Source organism: Halomicrobium sp. HArcel3 (genome assembly GCF_058933135.1).
Window position 1 is genome coordinate 823,752 of sequence record NZ_JBZYDN010000001.1, and the last position, 17,368, is coordinate 841,119.

General features: G+C 59.2%; 12 protein-coding genes. 6 read left to right on the forward strand and 6 right to left on the reverse strand.

From position 1 onward, the window contains the following. Window positions 1–14: 14 nt before the first annotated feature. Window positions 15–3,119, reverse strand: a complete 3,105-nt coding sequence (locus AC5FRV_RS04260) for an oligosaccharyl transferase, archaeosortase A system-associated (RefSeq protein WP_493559854.1) — start codon at window positions 3,117–3,119, stop codon at window positions 15–17. 177 nt (window positions 3,120–3,296) lie between these two features. Here AC5FRV_RS04260 and aglG point away from each other — a divergent pair, with 177 nt between their 5' ends. Continuing rightward, window positions 3,297–4,235: a glucosyl-dolichyl phosphate glucuronosyltransferase gene (gene aglG / locus AC5FRV_RS04265; protein WP_493559855.1), complete on the forward strand. Its 939-nt coding sequence runs from the start codon at window positions 3,297–3,299 to the stop codon at window positions 4,233–4,235. Between the two features lie 2 nt (window positions 4,236–4,237). Beyond that, window positions 4,238–5,395, forward strand: a complete 1,158-nt coding sequence (locus AC5FRV_RS04270) for a glycosyltransferase (protein ID WP_493559856.1) — start codon at window positions 4,238–4,240, stop codon at window positions 5,393–5,395. Between the two features lie 36 nt (window positions 5,396–5,431). Here AC5FRV_RS04270 and AC5FRV_RS04275 read toward each other — a convergent pair whose 3' ends face one another. The 3 genes from AC5FRV_RS04275 to AC5FRV_RS04285 all read right to left on the reverse strand — a co-directional run bounded on the left by AC5FRV_RS04275 (window position 5,432) and on the right by AC5FRV_RS04285 (window position 9,725). Continuing rightward, the gene (locus AC5FRV_RS04275; protein WP_493559857.1) at window positions 5,432–6,781 is read right to left on the reverse strand and encodes a sulfatase family protein; all 1,350 of its coding nucleotides are present in this window, start codon (window positions 6,779–6,781) and stop codon (window positions 5,432–5,434) included. Between the two features lie 98 nt (window positions 6,782–6,879). Next, window positions 6,880–8,340 carry an oligosaccharide flippase family protein gene (locus AC5FRV_RS04280; protein ID WP_493559858.1) on the reverse strand — a complete coding sequence of 487 codons (1,461 nt, stop codon included), beginning with the start codon at window positions 8,338–8,340 and terminating at the stop codon, window positions 6,880–6,882. Continuing rightward, entirely contained in the window at window positions 8,340–9,725 is a 1,386-nt protein-coding gene (locus tag AC5FRV_RS04285; RefSeq protein ID WP_493559859.1) for a sulfatase, read from the reverse strand. Before AC5FRV_RS04285 ends, AC5FRV_RS04280 begins: the two co-directional genes overlap by 1 nt. A 94-nt stretch (window positions 9,726–9,819) precedes the next feature. Between AC5FRV_RS04285 and AC5FRV_RS04290 the strand changes: the two genes are divergently transcribed. Beyond that, complete coding sequence (locus tag AC5FRV_RS04290) at window positions 9,820–10,800, forward strand: alkaline phosphatase family protein (protein ID WP_493559860.1); 981 nt, start codon at window positions 9,820–9,822, stop codon at window positions 10,798–10,800. On the opposite strand, the gene AC5FRV_RS04295 is transcribed toward AC5FRV_RS04290, so the two are convergent. After that, the gene (locus AC5FRV_RS04295) at window positions 10,801–11,913 is read right to left on the reverse strand and encodes a glycosyltransferase family 4 protein (RefSeq protein WP_493559861.1); all 1,113 of its coding nucleotides are present in this window, start codon (window positions 11,911–11,913) and stop codon (window positions 10,801–10,803) included. It abuts the gene before it with no gap. Between the two features lie 433 nt (window positions 11,914–12,346). On the opposite strand from AC5FRV_RS04295, the gene AC5FRV_RS04300 reads away from it, so the two are divergent. The 3 genes from AC5FRV_RS04300 to asnB all read left to right on the forward strand — a co-directional run bounded on the left by AC5FRV_RS04300 (window position 12,347) and on the right by asnB (window position 16,205). After that, window positions 12,347–13,021 (forward strand): hypothetical protein, encoded by a 675-nt coding sequence (locus AC5FRV_RS04300; protein ID WP_493559862.1) that lies wholly within the window; start codon window positions 12,347–12,349, stop codon window positions 13,019–13,021. Next, the gene (locus tag AC5FRV_RS04305) at window positions 13,018–14,226 is read left to right on the forward strand and encodes a DCC1-like thiol-disulfide oxidoreductase family protein (RefSeq protein ID WP_493559863.1); all 1,209 of its coding nucleotides are present in this window, start codon (window positions 13,018–13,020) and stop codon (window positions 14,224–14,226) included. The genes AC5FRV_RS04300 and AC5FRV_RS04305 overlap by 4 nt, the downstream gene beginning before the upstream one ends. Window positions 14,227–14,372: 146 nt before the next feature. Next, entirely contained in the window at window positions 14,373–16,205 is a 1,833-nt protein-coding gene (asnB, locus tag AC5FRV_RS04310) for an asparagine synthase (glutamine-hydrolyzing) (RefSeq protein ID WP_493559864.1), read from the forward strand. On the opposite strand, the gene AC5FRV_RS04315 is transcribed toward asnB, so the two are convergent. Continuing rightward, entirely contained in the window at window positions 16,162–17,331 is a 1,170-nt protein-coding gene (locus tag AC5FRV_RS04315; protein ID WP_493559865.1) for a glycosyltransferase, read from the reverse strand. The genes asnB and AC5FRV_RS04315 overlap by 44 nt on opposite strands. Window positions 17,332–17,368: the final 37 nt, after the last annotated feature.

The following is a 17,368-nucleotide window of genomic DNA, read 5'->3' on the forward strand; positions in this document are numbered from 1 at the left end:
CTCGTGTAACAGAACTAGTCTCTGGCGGCTGGAACCAGCGATCCGGTCGTGTTGGCGTCCGTCCCGCTCTCGGTCGTCTCGTCACCGGACGTGTCGCTGGTCGAATCGCCGTCGGAGCCGTCCGTCCCGTTCCCGGCCGTCACGTTCTCCGAGCCGTCGGACTCGTTGCCCTGCTCGTTGGGGTTGAACAGTTCTGACCGCTCCATGTCGACAGTCGACACCGAGTCGTCCTTCCCGATGACCTGGCCCTCGCTGACGTCGGTCGTTCCGCTCCAGGAGTAGACGGTTCCGTTGTCGGCCTGGGTGGCGGTCTGGAACTGGTAGCTGGAGTTGGCCCGGACGCTCACGTTGGTGTGTCCCTCGTCGGGACCCCACTCGTCGTAGCCGGTCGTGGAGTAGGGGACGGTCATCGTGAACTCCCCGTTCTCGTCGGTCTCGGCGACCTGGTGGTAGGTGAACGTCTCGTCGGAACCGGGCATCTGCATCTCGACCTGTCCGCGGACGGTCGTGTCCGCGGGGCCGGTCCCCTCGATCGTCGCACCGGGGACGCGCTCGAAGACCTTCGTCCAGCGGGGTTCCGTGGGCTGAAGGAAGTCAGCGGCGCCCTGGCTGAGGCAGGCGTAACCGCCGCCTCCCTGGGGGACTGTCACGTCGCTGTTACAGTCCGCTCGGTTCTGGACTACGGTCGCTCCCTGGTCGCCGAACAGCGCCAGTCCGGTCGAGAGCAGACCGCGGTTGTAGTTGTTGCTCGTGGTGGCTGACCTGTCGCTGGCTCCCACGAGTCGGTAGTGCTCCATCGCTTCGACTCGCTGGCTCGGCTTGCCGCCGATGCCACCGATCCGTGCCGAGCTGTCGTTCGCGACGTAGGCCCGCGCGTCTGCCATCGAATCGAACTGGCGGAAACTGCTCGTGGAGTTCGGCTCCTGTGGCGGAACGGCGTTGACGGTCGCGCCGTTCTGCACCTGCGTCGGACTCCAGTCTATCACGTACGGTTCGGGCTCCACGGCGCTCCCGTGGTGCTGGTAGAGCCTGACGGCCGTCGTGTTGTAGAACTCCTGTGACTGGAGGCGGAAGTACGCGCCGTTCTGGAGGTTGTAGTAGATGCGCTGGGTGTAGTCGTCCAGGGTGACGTCGCCCTCGTCGTAGAACTGCGTGGGTGCGAAGAACTTCCCGCGGTAGTTGGAGTACGTGTCGACCATCTTGTAGTCGATGACGACGTAGCGGGTCTTCGCGTCGTCCTCGTCCATCTCGTCGAGGACGTCGTTGGCCTGCGTCTCGTTGGGCGCGATCAGGAAGTTCGCTGCCGATCGTGTTCCTTGCTGGAACGGGTTGGCGTTCGGAATCCGCTCGCCGATGGTAGTGATCCAGTGCCCGTAGTCCCACCAGGAGAGGACGCCGTACTCTCCCTGCGCGTAATCGTAGTCGTCCGTTTTCGAGTAGGTACCGTAGTAGTCCAGATTACCGTCGCTCCCGTTGAATGCGCCCTCCTCGGGCGTGTTCTCTTCCATCCAGCCGAGACCTTCACTCCACGCCCGGATGTCGCCGTCGGGGTGGTTGAAGCCCTGGTTGGGGGACCCTGCGGCCACCGCCGTCGGTGCGATGGGGACGAGGATGACGAGGAGGATGGCGACGATAGTCAGGGCCTGGTAGGCCTCGATGTTCGTCACGTCGCCGTCCAGTTCGAGGTCGATCCAGCCGACGACGATGCTCACCGCGTACCCCGTCAACACCGCGAGCGGGAACACGAGGTAGTACTGGAACCGGGCCTGGGTGAACGTCGTCGCGGTCATGAAGGCGAGCCAGACAACGATAAGCAGTTGCTCGGCCGGTATGTGGTCGTCCCAGATGTGGCGGGCAAGAACGACGAGACCGCCAAGGAAACCCAGGAACAGGGCGAACCCGTAGGCGTCGAACAGTTGCTGGATTCCGTAGCCGAGGCCCTGTCGCTCCCAGTTGACCAGTGGTTGGACTTCGCCGACGGTCCCACCCGTCTGACTCGTCGTGAACCCCAGTCCGAAGATTCGGAGAAATTGATTGACGAAGTAGTCGATTACGCCGGGAAGGACGAGCCACGTCAGGAGGACGAGGCCGGCGATGATCCCACCGACGCTCACCGGGTAGAGCGTCCTGTCGAGGTCGCGGTCTTCCCACTCGCGAGCCAGCCACGCCATGAATACGCAACCGCCAGCCACGGCGAACGCGAGGAGCGGATGAAGGATCGAATAATCGCTGGCAGTCAGCGTAGCGGTCTGCGTCGACGGGAGTATCGTGACGCCCGTGACGGCCAGCATCACCGCACCGGCGAATGCGGTGTGTTCCGGGCTCTCGCCGCGGACCACTTCGAGGCACATCTGGACGAGCAGGAAGACGCCGACGATACCGATGAGGAGGACGCCGAAGGGCCAGACCCAGAGGTAGAGCGTAATCGCGAACCCGGCGAGCGCGCTCCAGAGGAGCGTGGGCCGGAGCGTGCCGAAGTCACGTTCGACGACTTGCTCGTAGATCGGTTTCTCACGGTGGGCGGCAGTGATCGCGACCATCACGGCCAGGATGCCGAGCGCCTGGAACAGCGCCTCGGCGACGTGGTGGTCGGCGAAGCCGACCCGACTTCGGTTGAAGAAGGAACCGACGGAGAAGGCGAGGACGGTGACGGCGGTGATGCCACCGAGCCGACCGCCGAGGCGTCGGCCGATGACATACGTCGGGATGCCGGCCGCCGCGGCGAAGAATGCCGGGGCGACGAGGACGGTCAAGGCGACCGTCTGGTCACTCGGGGAACCGAGCCCCACGACGAGAGCGGCGGTCGCGATTATCTGGTCGAACAGCGTCCCGAACTGACCCGACGCGTTGCCGTACGGGAAGTAGGTCCACGGGTCGAACGGCATCGTCGCCGGCCAGTTCCGCACCGTATAGGAGACCGAGCGATAGTGATACCAGGCGTCGTTCCCGTGAAACAGTACCTCACCGTCGACGACGAAGTTGGAGACGCTCCGAAGCCGATTCCACAGCATGAACGCGAGCAACAGTGCGACGACCGGGATATGGTAGTTGGCTGTAACCCAGTCGGCGGCTGACTCGAGTTCGGGGTTCTCTTCGAGGCGGCCCCGCCATTGACTCATTGGACGGAAGGAGTCACATCGTCTCCATAAGCCTTGTCATATAACCGGGATCCGGCGTCGAACGCTTATATGCGAACGGCCCACCGCACTGCCCGTAATTCCGGGACAGGGATGCGAACGCGACCGGTGGGTTGGCGGATGAAAACGCCTTTCTCGCGTCACTGCTACCGGAGTGATATGCGCGTCTCGGTCGTCCTCTGTACGCACACGCTCGATCGATACGACGACTTTTCGGAAGCGGCCCGGAGCGTTCTCGACCAGACGTACGAGGACGTGGAACTTGTCCTCGTCTCCGACGGGAACGAGGCCGTCTACGACCGGTTCCAGGAAGATTTCGATGACCAGGGCGACGTCGTTCTCCACTGCAACGAGGAGAACGTCGGCCTGCTGGAGAGTCGGAACAACGGCGCGGCAGTCGCCACGGGTGACGTCGTCGCGTTCGTGGACGACGACGCCATCGCCGACGAACGATGGATTCAGGAACTAGTGGACGTCTACGAACAGCGGGATGTCCGGGCTGTTGGCGGCCGGATGACGCCCGCATGGGTCGCCGGGAAGCCTGCCTTCCTGCCCGAGGAGTTCTACTGGCTCGTCGGCGTGACTCAGCGCGGGTTCGGTCCCGCCGGCGGCGACGAGGACACACCTGGCGAAGTGCGCAACACCTTCGGGTCGAACATCTCCTTCGACCGTGAGACGTTCCTGGATCTCGGCGGCTTCGAGGACGACATCGGGGGGCGGAAGGGCGACGCCAACTTGCAGGGAGGCGAGACTGAACTCGCCGCCCGCCTCGATACCGAGTACGGTCATCGCGTCTACTACAACCCGGACGCGAAAGTCGCCCACAAGATCTTCGACTACCGCACCGACCCGGTCTGGCTCCTGGACCGGGCGTTCTGGCAGGGCTACTCGAAGCGGGGAATGCAGGTACTCGTCCCGGGATCTGCTGGTGAGGAGTCGGAATTCCTCGGTCAGCTTTTCACGAAGTTCGTGCCGTCGCGGATTAGCGACCTCGTCTCGGGGCCATCGGTCGAGAAGGCCCTTCAGCTAGTCATGCTCTTCGTTTTCACCGGGGCCGTCGGGCTGGGGTACCTCTTCGGGATATACAAGTGGAGATGACAATGAAAGATCAGAGTTCCGGTGCCGCTGACCTTCCCGATGTCTGTGTGGTCACGCATCCGCTCGCTGCCGCCGGCGAAAACGCGACCAGGAGTCTGTTAGATATACTGGCGGCCATCACGGGCGTGGCGCTCGTTACTGCCGACCTCCCGTTTGACTCGGAGATACGCGACAAACGAGAGGTGATAGAGGTGACTCGAAAGGGCGCGGGAGACTCTGTCGTCGTCGCTGCTGTACGATTCGCGGTAAACCAGGTGCGAATGGCCCGAACGGTGGCCGGACGTGACGAAGATGTGGTGCTGTTCTACGGGGCGACATCGTACGTGTTACCGATACTCGTTGCCCGAATCGTCGGGAAAACCGTACTCGTCGAACCCAGAGGTGACGTTCCCCTCACGCTTCGCCTCAATTGGGAACGAACGTTACCGTCTCCCGTCGCGCGATCGCTTGCGGGACTCGTCTGGGCCCTCGAACGGATAGGGTTCGCCCTCGCGCACGGTATCGTTACGTACACGCCCTCTATGGCGAAACAACTGGATCTAGACCCGGCCGCTCCGAAGGTGTTTCCATCGGGTGCCCGATATGTTCGAACCGACAAATTCGAAGTCGGCGTTCCGTACCGAGACCGCAACATGGTAGTCGGCTTTCTCGGACGGCTCGACGAGGAGAAGGGCATACGGGAGCTCGCCGCGGTCGCCAGGTCGTTGCCTGACGACGTGACGTTCAGGTTCATCGGCGATGGCGATCTGAGTGAGTGGTTGGCGGACGAACTGCGCACCGAGATTGAGACCGGAACCGTCGAGATGGCGGGTTGGGTCGACCACGACGAAGTGGCCGCCGAGTTGAACCAACTCCGGTTAGTCCTGCTTCCGTCACAGCCCACTGAAGGCCTGCCGACGACGATTCTCGAAGCCCTGTCGTGCGGGACTCCCGTGTATGCGACACCGGTCTCCGGCGTTCCGGACGTAGTCAGGGACGGCGAAACGGGCTTCCACATAACGTCCCGGGATCCGGAATCTCTCCGGTCCGGCGTCAAGTCTATCCTCGCACGCGACGATTTGGAAGCGATCAGTGCTCGTGGCCGCTCGCTGATAGAGGAGGAGTATAGCTTCGACGGGGCGTGTGAGCGATATCGGGCGATTCTTGCGGCCGTAGCATAGCCGAGACCGGCGAAAAATGGATTTGAATGGTGCGCGCTACTCCTTGTACCCGAGCCGTCGGAGTCGTTCCTTTACGTCTTCGTTCATATCCGGTCGTTCGACGCTATCGTCCTCGGTCGACTCGACGAGCTGCCGGTGCCGGTCGAGTTTCTGCCGGAGGCGGCGCTCCTCACTTGGATATTCGTCGATGACGTTCTCCTGCTCCTCGAGATCGTTCGCGAGGTCGTACAGTTCGTCGTTTGTCCCGTCGGGCCGCTCGATCAGTTTCCAGTCCTGTTCGCGGACCCTAAGGTGCTTGTCGTCGCCGCTGGACCAGCCCCCGATGACGTCCTCGCGCTCCCATTCTCCCTCGAACACGAGGTCAGCGAGATTGTAGCCGTAGAAGTTCGACGGAACGTCGAGTCCAACGGCATCCAGGAGCGTTACCGGGAGGTCGGCCAGCCCGACAATCTCGTCGTAGCTGCCTTCGTCGTCCCAACCTTCGACGAACAGCGGGACGTGATTCTTCACGTGAAGCGCGCGCGCGCCGCCGAAGTACCCGTGTTCGAGGAAGTGGTCCCCGTGATCTGCCGTCAGTGCGAACACGTAGTCGTCGCCCCAGTTGTCTTCGACGGCCTCCATGAGGCGGCCGACCTGCGCGTCGTTGAACAGTATCTCGGCGTCGTAGAGGTCGATGAACGTCTGGAGTTCCTCGTCGGTGACGTTCTCGGGTTCCTCTATCATCTTCCGTCGGAGTTTAATCGACTCTCGATCGCTAACGACGTCGTCCCTGAACTCCCGCTGATACTCCGCCGGCGGGAGGAACGGGTGGTGGACGTCCATGTAGTGAACCCACAAGAACGTGGGCTGCTCGTCGTCCCTCTCCATGAACTCGATGGCCATGTCCGTAATCTCGTCACCGGGGACGTGGTACGACCCGACGTTGACGCCGGCGGAGGACTCAAGGAGATCATATCCCCATCTGAGGAAGTCGAGAATCGGTCCGGAGAGATTCGTCTTCGCCCACTTCCGGAAACCCGCCGTCGTCGACTCTTCTGGGGCGGAGTCGTAGAACGTGTCCCATCCCCGGTCGTAGCCGAACTGTCCAGAGACGTACAGGTTCGAGTGGAACCCGCCGGTCCGGTAACCGGCGTCCTGAAAGACTTCAGAAACGAGCGTCTGTTCGTCGGAGATGCGGTCGTGTCCACCGTACATCAGCGGCGTCACGCCGGTGAGAAGAGACGGAAAGGAGAAGCGAGTCCCGCCGACGTGTGAAAATGCGTTCGTGAAGCGGCTTCCCCGCGAGGCGTACTCGTCGATGAACGGCGTGGTGTTGCGTTCGTAGCCGTGGTAGCCGACGTGGTCTGCCCGCAACGAATCGATAGTGACGAAGAGAACGTTTTTCATATCCGATGAGACGGTCACCGTCGTAATTAAGGATTCTCATACTTGATGTCGGGAGGGTAGCTCTATCCTCCGGCTAGGTCTCGATAACGCAACGTGGCTCACACCACACGGTTCCGTGCGGGCAACAGCGACCGCGTCTTCGAACGGACGCGACCGGAGAGCGAGAACAGCGTAGCGAAATAGACGACGGCGCCCAGCGTAACGAGCGCGAGAGTCCAGATCCGGGCGTGGGGGACAGCCGGTTCGACGGCGACGACTGCTACGCCCATCACACAGGCCGACAGTATCTGTGCGCCCACGGTCCGCACCGGAATCGTGACGTGGTCGAGGAGGCTGACCAAGGCGAAGTACCCCCCGGTCGTTCGCACTCCCGCGGATGCGGCAGTGGCGATAGCCGCGCCCGTCCAGCCGATCCACGAGACGAGAACCACGTTGAGGACGACGTTAGTCATGATGAAGGCGACGTTGACGCGCGTGGCGACGTCGGGCCTGTTCACCGCGTTGACGACGTTGAGTAACTGACTGGCGTAGACGTCGGCCAGATACGACCCGACGAGGATGACGAGTACCGTGGCGCCAACGGCGTACTCGGGCCGGTAGAACAGCAATATCCGCTCACCGATGAGCGCGGCCCCGACGAAACCCGGCAGGACGATGACGCCACTAAACGCGAGCGCCTCGTCGAGATAATGGGCGATCCGTTCGTGGTTACCGTCCGCGTCGAGTTCGCTCATTTCCGGAAACAGCGTGGCGCTGATCGACGAACTCGCCGTCCCGAGCAGTGAACCGATTCCCCACGCCACCTCGTAGACGCCGATCAGCGTCGCTCCTGCTGCTCCGGTCAGGAAGATGCCGAGGACGAGCGTGTCCATCCAGCCGTACACGCGCCCACGGAGAGCCCCTACCCAGGCGTACTTCGCGTACTCCCACAGGCTATTGAGATGTCGTCTGGCCGGGAGCGACGGTCGGATTCGGACGATAGCGACCCCAAAGATGGAGACGATCACGAGCGACGCCGCGTGACCGAGCGTGAGAGCTGCGACACCGAACCCCATCACTACGACGGCGACCTGAATCGTCGTCCTGACCACGCGGTCGAGCGCCTTGAGTCCGCCCGACCGCGCCACGAGCTTCTGACCCTGCATACCCGCGAGCGTGGTCTTCATGAGCGTCGCGGCGACCAGTAGCGTCGCTACCTCTGTGTTGTAACCGACGAGGACCTGAACGACGACCAGATCTGGTGGGTCGATGGTCTCTAGTACCCAGCCAAATCCGAGAATGATCCCTCCGAGTGCGACCGCTAACCCGGCGTTGATCAATACACCACCGCCAAAATACCTGTCCGGCTCTTCGCCCTCGCTCATTCGTTTCGTCACTGCCGACGAGACGCCACTCGCGGGAATGACGAGCCAGAAGAAACCCAGCGCGACGGCATAGGAGTAGTATCCGAGATCGGATGCACCGCCCATCACCCCGATGACGAACGTGGCGATAAACCCCGACAGCGAGATGACGATTTGGGTGCCGAAGTGGTAGAGAGCGGTCTTGCCGAGTCGCATCAGTCCATGTACCCGAGGTCGCGTAGCTGGCGATTGACGGCGTCGGAGAATTCACCCGATTGGCCGCGACCGATCGGTTGCCCGTACCGCTCCAACCATGACTCGAGTTTTTCAGAGAGTTCGTCCGCTATGTCGGGGTAGTCCGCCGATACGTCACGCTGCTCTTCTGGAAGTTCGAACAGTTCGGACCAGCCCACGCTTTGCTGGTACCGAAACGCGTCCGTCCGAAGCGACGTCAACGCAGACTCGTGGAACCGAGTTGTGTCGAAATCGGGGCTGTCGCGATATCGTTCTGGGAACTCTATCGGCCCACGTTGTGAAACGGCGTACTCCCGGGTCTCCGAACGGAGGTCCACGCCGACCGTTCCCTCGGCGTCTCCGCCTGCGATACCCAGAAGCGTTGTCATGACGTCGGCGTGCTGGACGATGCTGTCCCTGCCAACCGCCAGCGATTCCTCCAGCCCCGACACGACCAGTGGAACTCGGGTAACGGCGTCCGTCAGAACGTATTTGTGAGAGAGCAATCCGTATTCGCCAAACAGTTCCCCGTGATCCGCGGTAATAACAACTATGGTGTCTTCGGGCGTGTTCGCCCGAACGTATTTAACGAGTTTTCCGACCATCTCGTCGGTGTAGGCTATTTCGGCATCGTACATCGCTTTCAGTGCCGCCCATTCGCCGTCGTCCAGATCGCACCCGCCGGCGATTATCGACGGTAGATCGTAGTGGACGTCAAGGGCGAATTCGGCGGCTTCACGAGGCTTCATATCGATGTCGTCCGCGTACTCGTCGATGTATGAAAGTGGCGGATAGTACGGTCGATGAGGTTCGTTGTAGTGGAGATAAAAGAAAAAGGGACTCTCGTTCGACCGTAAGTCAAGAAGCCACCGTTCAGCGATCTCGTTCATCAGGAACGGCGACGCGTGCTTGGCAGTGTCGCGCGTCAATCCCGCCGAATGTTTTCGGATATTGAAAAGATACTTGGCGAGTGTCTTGAATCCAGCTTGGCGAATTGTTTCAGACGCGAGCCATTGGAAGCGATCGAATCCGCGGTTGAGTCCGGTCGCGGAACTCACGAAGGAATTGCGTGAGAGGCACGCTGTCTGGTAACCCGTGTTCGAGAATCGCTCTGCGATAGTCGTCACTTGCTCCGGGAGGACGTCGCCGTCGATCCCGAGCGTGTTTCTCGTCGGCGCGAGCCCAGTGAGTATCGCACCGCTCGACGGTTGCGTTGACTTACTGTGCGCGATACACGTATCGAACGTGTGTCCGTCGTCGCCCACCGCCGCCATTCGGGGCGTCGTATCGCGCTTATAGCCGTCCATGGTGGTGTGGTCGGCCCGAACGCTGTCGAGCGTAATCCAGACGATATTGGGCGAAGCCATTGGGGACTTACTGTCCGAAAGCTGCCGTGTCGTCTTCTGTATTCCGGTTCGGGTCCGAAAGAGATTAACCCGCCACAGTATTCCACCCGTACGAATGGTCCTCGTCGTCCTTGGCATCGACGCGCTCGACCCCGATCTCGTGGATCCGTCGAGACACCAGAATTTAACGCTCACTTCGCATCGATCGATCGAAACGATCGATAGCCACGCCGGTGAGCCCAGCACTCACGAGCTCTGGCCGACCATCATCACCGGGCTCGAACCGGCGGAGCACGGACTCGTTCTCGACGACGGAGTCGCGTGGGAGAATCCGCTGTTCCGTTACGGGAGCGCACTCGCCGATTACCTCGTCCCTCAGGGCCTCCAGATGAGAATCGGCGCCTGGTTGCTGACCAACACGCAGGCGGACGCCTTCCGCGTCCCCGCGACCTACTACGCCGACAACGACATATCGACAGTCTTCGACGGCAGAAAGGCGGCGCCCATCGGAATTCCGAACTACGTCGTCGATGTCGATACGGAGGACAGGGAACACAGCCTCAGGCGGAGCCTCGGTTCGCTGTTCGAACGGGACCTCGACGCCAAAGGCGGTCACACCTCGTCGGATCCCTACGAGTTCTACGAGAATTGCATGGAGATGGCGATGACCCGTATCGCTCGCACACGTCGCGGCCTCCGGGGCCGTCGCAACGAACTCCTCTTCGCCTACACGAGTAGCCTCGACTTGATCGGTCACGTAACCTACGACCTCCCCGAGCTCCAGATGGCGGCGTACGACGAACTCGACGAGTTCGTTGGCGAACTCCGTGACGATCTCTGCCCGGGTGACGAACTCCTGTTGATCAGTGACCACGGCCTCCAGCACGGAATACACACGCACGAGGCGATGGTCGCCGGAACGGACCCGTCACTGGTCAAAGCGATCGACAGCGTGCTTGACGTGCGTGACGCCATCGAGACGGAACTCAACGGAGGAAACCACCGTCCCACGCCAGATCAGACCGACGAGCGAGACGGCGATTCCTCCGGCGGCGAAGCGGTGAAGGAACGGCTCGAAGACCTCGGTTACATGTAGTTACGCGTTGGCCAGAACATCTTCGTAGAGGTCGCGATACGCAGTCGCGACCGATTCGATGGCGTAGTTTTCTTCGACCAGTCGGCGACCGCTGGCAGCGAGTCGGTCACGTTCGACCGGGTCAGCCGCGAGTTCAACGAGATGATCCGCCAGCACTTCCTGGTCGCCGGTCGGGTGGAAACGCGCGACGTCTCCGTACGGGTCCGTGAACGGCGGAATATTTGTGAAGATGGCTACATTTTCTGATGCGAGCGCTTCCACGGCTGCCGCGCTGAACCCTTCCCACAGCGATGGCATGGCGTACACGTCGATCTCGGAGAGCATCTTGTACACTCGCTTTCGGTCGAGGTATCCGAGAAAGTGGACCGACTCGTCGAGATTCAGATCGGTCACCAGTTGTCGCAACTCCGATTCTAGCGGTCCATCTCCGGCGAGGACCAGTTCGATCCGCCGGTCGGACCGCTCTCGGGCCAACTCCAGAGCCCGGACCAGCGTCTCGTGATCCTTCTGCTCTGTCAGCATCCCGGCCGTACCGACGACGACGGAGTCAGGGGAAGCTTTTGCATCTCCGAAAATGCTCCAATTCAAATCTCGGCCGGCAGCGAGTCGATCGAAGTCCACGCCGTTCGGTATGAAGGCAACTTTGTCGGCCGGGAGTAGCGCGTCCTCCCACCACTGAAACGAGTCGTACACCGCCCGAGAGTTACAGACGACGCGGTCCGCCAGTGGATTCGTCAGCCCGTTCGCGACTCTGCCGAGCCTGTTGAAGCCCATTCGCATGTTTCCTTCGCGCGAAACGGACGGTATCCCCAGTGAACGGGCAATAATCTTCGCGAAGGCGCCCGAATGATTGTGGTGGGCCTGAACTAGGTCGTATTGCCGCATGAAGTGCCGAGCGCGTCGAACGGTGTTCCAATCGACACCAACGGTCGTGTCCGGCGCATCGAGACTGGTGACGTCGATGGAATCAGACCCCGCGAACGGTTCCGCCGCGAACCAGGCCAGAACGTCTACCTCCACATCTGTGTTGTCAACGAGGCCCCGAGCGATGTCCGCGGGGACGCTCGTTTCACCGACCGCGTTAACGACGAAACAGACTTTGGGACCGTCCATTGTAGGGAAGCCATCCTCGGCAGGTTCCTATTAGTTCCGTTTCCAGTGCCCCGCGAGTCATTCGGTCCACTTGATCCGCTGTGCTCTGGTCACGACCGATACAAGGGCACGAAACGACTGAGCCCGATCCAGACGAAGAAACAACTTGCGATTAGCATCGGAATCACGACGAGTGATATCGCAATAACGGCCGTTTTGGCCAGAATAGTCGTGACTTTCATCGACGTAACCATACTGAGTGGGATCATCGATAAAATCGCAAGGAACGATATACTGACCGGCACGTGATTTTCAGTTGACGTAATTGCTGGTGTTCGCATACGGTTGCCTCCTCTACTAACTGTTGTTGCCCGTTTGTTTCATACATTTCTCGAAACCAGTCCGTGACTCCCCTCTCGCCCGTTCCGCTCACAGAGACCGGAATTGTATTATAGTGGCCTACTCCGGAATTACGTATATGATCCCTGTGCCGTTGCAAATACTTTCGGACTTCCATCTCTTGCTTTTCCTCGGTTTTTTCGGTGCGGCAGCGATAGCTATCAGGTATCACGATCGGAGGGGAGTGAGAGCGGGATTTCTCGCGTTCTTCGTCGTACTTCTGGTCGTGCAGGGAACCGTCGTTCCCCCTGGATGGCCTTTTAATGGATGGACCCTCTTCGGTAACGAAGCGCCGACGGAGGACGTCCGGTACGAGTTCCGCGTCGTCGACGCAGATGGAAACGAGCTACGGTACGACCCACGTGCCACGTCAGTGTTGATATCACCGGTAGCACACCGGTACGGCCAGAAGATTGACGATGAATACTGGGGTGAATCGTATACTGATCAGGAAGCGTCAGAGCTAGCGCAGTATCTCCTCTATCGAGCAACCAAGTATCGGACGACTGTCGAATCGGGCACCTACGACGGGACTTACAAGTTTCCACGACATCAACTCGACTACCGCTGGAACGAGCAGCGCCTGCAAGAGATAGGAGCGTTCGAAACGCTCCGTCTGTACCGAATTGCGATTCACGTTTCACACGACGGGAACGAAGTAGCGATGTCGGAAGCGGTCGCCTGGGAGTACGAAGCGTCGTACGGAGAGGCAAGGGGTGCAAACGCGTGACCTTCGTCAATTACTTCGCAACGGAACAGCGAGAGAGTCCGTTCAATCTAGCTGTCGCACGTGTTCTCGTCGGACTCTACGCGCTCTGGAAGGTAGATAGCTACGTGGACTGGGAGATCGTTCGCGTGTGGCCGGTCTATCTTCACGATGAGTATCAGTTCTTGCTGCTTTCAGAGGACCTGTGGTACCTCCCCGTTGAGCGGCTATTGGTCGTAATTACCCTCGTTGCGTTCGTCATCGGATTCCGGACTCGGATCACGGGATTCGTTTCTGCGCTTCTCCTGGCCCACATGAGTGCCATTCTCAATATGATCACGACTGGTGGCACTTCCACGACATTCCTCTACCCCGTGTATGTCCTCTTGCTTTTCGCCCTGTTCGCCGAAGAAGACCTGTTATCGGTCGATGGTTTACGTCGGACTGGTGGCAAATCTCTCGATCAGCTCACCGATAAACTAGATACTGGAACCTCCAAAACATATTCGATGTCGCCGCTGAAGTGGTTGCTCGTCGTTCTCGGAATTATATACGCGCATTCAGGTCTGACGAAAATCGTCGACGGACCCTTGACAGCCTGGATTGACCCCGCTAACTTGGCCCGGTATCTCGCTCTTTGGGAGACCATCTCGGGCCGAGAGTTGCTTTTCGTTGATTTCATAACCGGTTCACTGTTGCTCGCCACCGCCGTCGCCGCGGGAACCGTCTTCCTGGAGACAGGCTTTCTCGTAGCAGTACTCCTTCGTTGGTCGATTACGCCGTTCATCATCGGCCTCGGTGCAATGCACACAGGGATAGCGCTCGCCATGACCCCGTACTTCTTCGATATGTACCTGATCTACCTGTTGTTCCTCCCTTGGGACCGTATCTACGCGCGCATAACTAGCTCACGGGAAATTACGGTTACGTACGATGCGAACTGCTACTTCTGTGTTCAATCGATGTTGTTTGTAAAGTGGCTGGATACCGGCCGTACCATCAAATTCGTGGCGAATTCGCGCAGTGAGGAAAACCTGTCTTCGGACGACGCAGAACCCTCAGGAGCGATAGTTGCTGTTACAGACGGCGAGAGCGTCGAAGGATATCAGGCATTCAGAACGTTATTCAGTCACTTCGGCCTCCTATCGCCCCTCGCAATCGGGATGGCGATCGATCCTGTCGAGCGGATTGGTACGAGGATATACGGACGCGTCGTCTCGAACCAGTAGAATCGTTTTCACGATGTCGTCGATCAGAAGCGCGAACATCTGGATGGACAGAGAGGAACGTCAGGATTTGAGCCGCTCCACACCATTGCACGGCCAGCTGCGACGCTTCGATACATTCTTTGGCAGACCTCACAGAAATAACTTTCATGTGCGGAATCGCGGGCGTGTTCGGCAGGCAGATTGCCGGTTCTACATTTGATGAGATGATCGATTGTCTCACCCATCGAGGTCCCGACGACCATGGGCGATTCGTCGACGGTGACGTACCGATAGCGATGGGTATGCGACGTCTCGCCATCGTAGATTTGAAAGGCGGAGAGCAACCGATTCGGAACGAAGACGGCTCTGTTATCACCGTCTTCAATGGTGAGATCTACAACCACGAATCGATACGGGCAGACCTTGCTGACAAAGGCCATCGCTTCGAGACGCGTTCGGACACGGAGGTACTCGTCCACCTCTGGGAGGAGTACGGTACGGACATGACCCGGCACCTCGATGGGATGTTCGCCTTCGCTGTGTTCGATGCCGAAGACGACGAACTCTTCCTCGCTCGCGACCGGTTAGGAATAAAGCCGCTGTACGTCGCCGACACTGAATCAGGATTCGTCTGGGGGAGTGAAATCCAAGCAGTGCTCGCAGCCGGAGTCGATAGATCGATTGATGAACGGGCGGTTTACAACTACTTCACGCTTCGATATACACCGTCACCACAGACGCTTTTCTCGCAAATACAGAAGGTGCCCCCTGGATCAACAGTCCACGTCACGTCTGCAGGCGTTGAACGGCGCCAGTACTGGCGGCCGGGCGGTGACCCAGTCTCGGGCAGTCCGGACGAACTCGCATCGCGGCTCCGCACTCACCTCGAACGGTCAGTGGAACGGCGTATGATGTCGGACGTTCCGCTCGGAGCATTTCTCTCAGGTGGACTCGATTCGTCGAGTATCGTCGCTCTGCTCTCCGAGAAGATGGATTCGCCGTTACAGACGTTTTCGATCGGATTTCAAGCCGACTCGTACGACGAAAGTTCCGAAGCGCGATACGTCGCCGAGCATTTCGGAACGGATCACCACGAGATTACCGTGGATTTAGACTCTATGGACCTGTTTGATGGACTCGTCTCGGAGCTCGGCGAGCCGCTCGCTGACCCGGCAATCTTTCCGACGCTCCTGCTTTCAGACCTCGCGAGTGAGCACGTCAAAGTAGTCCTCTCTGGTGAGGGAGCTGACGAACTACTCGCCGGATACTGGTATTACAAAATTCAGGACGACCGACAGAAGTACGGACGATTGCCCGGGCCTGCTTTCAGGGTGGCAGCGTTAGCGGAGAAACACATCTCCGAAGGGGACAAGCGCCTCCGCTATTTCACATCCATGCGTGACGACGAAAGCGCTTTACAGGGGCTCATGCAACGATTCCAGATTCCCCCAGAGCGATACCTCGATTCGGATCAGACTCCCGATTCTAGCGGATTGACAGACGTTATCGACGCGTCTTTCGACCGGGCGATGACCGATCACTCTTTTGACCGGATCAGCGCTTTCGACGTCGCCTATTGGTTACCCGACGACCTGCTTTACAAAGTCGACCAAGCGAGTATGGCCCACTCGCTAGAGGCACGTGTTCCGTTCCTCGATCACGGTCTTGTGAACTTCCTATACCGCGTTCCTCGTAAACACAAGCGAGGTGAGTACAAACCATTACTAAAACGTGCGATGAGGGACGTACTACCCGATCGGACGCTTCAGCGGAGTAAACACGGTCTCGGCGTGCCTGTTAGCAATTGGTTCCGAGAGGGTCACGAGGCGATTGAAGGGTGGATCACCCGCGAACATCTCCAGACGACCCCCTACGTGAACCCAGACCGGGTGTTTGATCTGTGGGCAGATCATCGTTCAGAACGACGTGATTACGGACTCACGCTTTGGAAGGTACTCAATTACGTGGCTTGGTACGACCACTTTGGGACTCGTCAGTAATTTCTTCCGGCCATGAATTTGTCAAATTACTAATCACTTCGTCTATCTGGTCTGCGCGACGTTCGTACGTGTATTCGTACGCTCCTGTCTCACGTGGGTTTGAGATGGATGCATCGAGTGCATTCAAACTCGTGTCGGCGAAGTCGTCGACGTTAGCATTTTCGTAGAGATGGATCGATTCATCGTTGACTGCGATGTCCGCGATCGTCGGAACATCAGAGGCCACGACTTTGAGACCGCAAACGAGGTATTCGTAGAGTTTCAGGGGGGATGTGTAGTGGCTCGCGATGCGATCAGAATCTCTCAGCGGTACGAATCCGACGTCCGAAACTGCGAGATACTCGAATACGTCCTCCTGGGGTACGCGACCAACGAACGTTACGTCGTTCTCGACTCCGTGTTCCTCAGCAATCTCCCTGAGATCCGCTATTTCGTCGTCCGTGCCACCGACGACGACGAGTTTGGCCCGGACGTCGTCGACGATGAGTGAGAATCCCTCTATGACAAGTTCGAGATCGTTCTTCCAAGCAGAGATACTACCTGCGTAAACGAAGACCGAAGCGGATTCGACCGCGAGTTTGTCTTCGAGACGTTCCGAATCCGAGTCTGGAACTAGTGAAGCGGAGGCCGCATCTGGTACGACGGCGTCGACGGAGATACCTAATGACTCCAGGTCCGTTGCGATTGGCCGAGCAATGGTTAGGACGCCGTCGACTGCCTCTACACGATTCCGCTCCTCGTCTGAACCAATTTCGCCGATACCGCTGTACGCCTTGTGGGCCTCATAGATCGTCAGGGGGTAGACCCACGACGGAAGATGAGCTAACACGCGGAGGAAAGACACGTCACGAGTAAAGAGAACGTCATCGGAGCGAGAGCGAAACAACGCAGAGAGATAGTATCGGAGCCGGTCCGAGGTCGTGTCTTTCCCGGTAGTGCCAGTGTGGACGACTTCAAATTCAATTGAGAGGTTGTTGGCTCGTGCGTATTCGTGCGGATTTCCTGCCGCTAGTAGCGTTACGTTGTGGCCGAGACGTGTTAGGGCGTTACAGGTGTGAATTATTTGGTTTCCGTGGGCATTGGACGGGTCGAAGTCGGTGTGATAGACGTATGTAAGACGTGCCATTGCGGTTGAATACTTACACATTACTAAACGAGAGGAA

What these genes read in the sequence shown, in the direction of transcription:
- AC5FRV_RS04260 (WP_493559854.1), bottom strand. Translation starts at nt 3,119, where the DNA reads ATGAGTCAATGGCGGGGCCGCCTCGAAGAGAACCCCGAACTCGAGTCA.
- aglG (WP_493559855.1), top strand. Translation starts at nt 3,297, where the DNA reads ATGCGCGTCTCGGTCGTCCTCTGTACGCACACGCTCGATCGATACGAC.
- AC5FRV_RS04270 (WP_493559856.1), top strand. Translation starts at nt 4,238, where the DNA reads ATGAAAGATCAGAGTTCCGGTGCCGCTGACCTTCCCGATGTCTGTGTG.
- AC5FRV_RS04275 (WP_493559857.1), bottom strand. Translation starts at nt 6,781, where the DNA reads ATGAAAAACGTTCTCTTCGTCACTATCGATTCGTTGCGGGCAGACCAC.
- AC5FRV_RS04280 (WP_493559858.1), bottom strand. Translation starts at nt 8,340, where the DNA reads ATGCGACTCGGCAAGACCGCTCTCTACCACTTCGGCACCCAAATCGTC.
- AC5FRV_RS04285 (WP_493559859.1), bottom strand. Translation starts at nt 9,725, where the DNA reads ATGGCTTCGCCCAATATCGTCTGGATTACGCTCGACAGCGTTCGGGCC.
- AC5FRV_RS04290 (WP_493559860.1), top strand. Translation starts at nt 9,820, where the DNA reads ATGGTCCTCGTCGTCCTTGGCATCGACGCGCTCGACCCCGATCTCGTG.
- AC5FRV_RS04295 (WP_493559861.1), bottom strand. Translation starts at nt 11,913, where the DNA reads ATGGACGGTCCCAAAGTCTGTTTCGTCGTTAACGCGGTCGGTGAAACG.
- asnB (WP_493559864.1), top strand. Translation starts at nt 14,373, where the DNA reads ATGTGCGGAATCGCGGGCGTGTTCGGCAGGCAGATTGCCGGTTCTACA.
- AC5FRV_RS04315 (WP_493559865.1), bottom strand. Translation starts at nt 17,331, where the DNA reads ATGGCACGTCTTACATACGTCTATCACACCGACTTCGACCCGTCCAAT.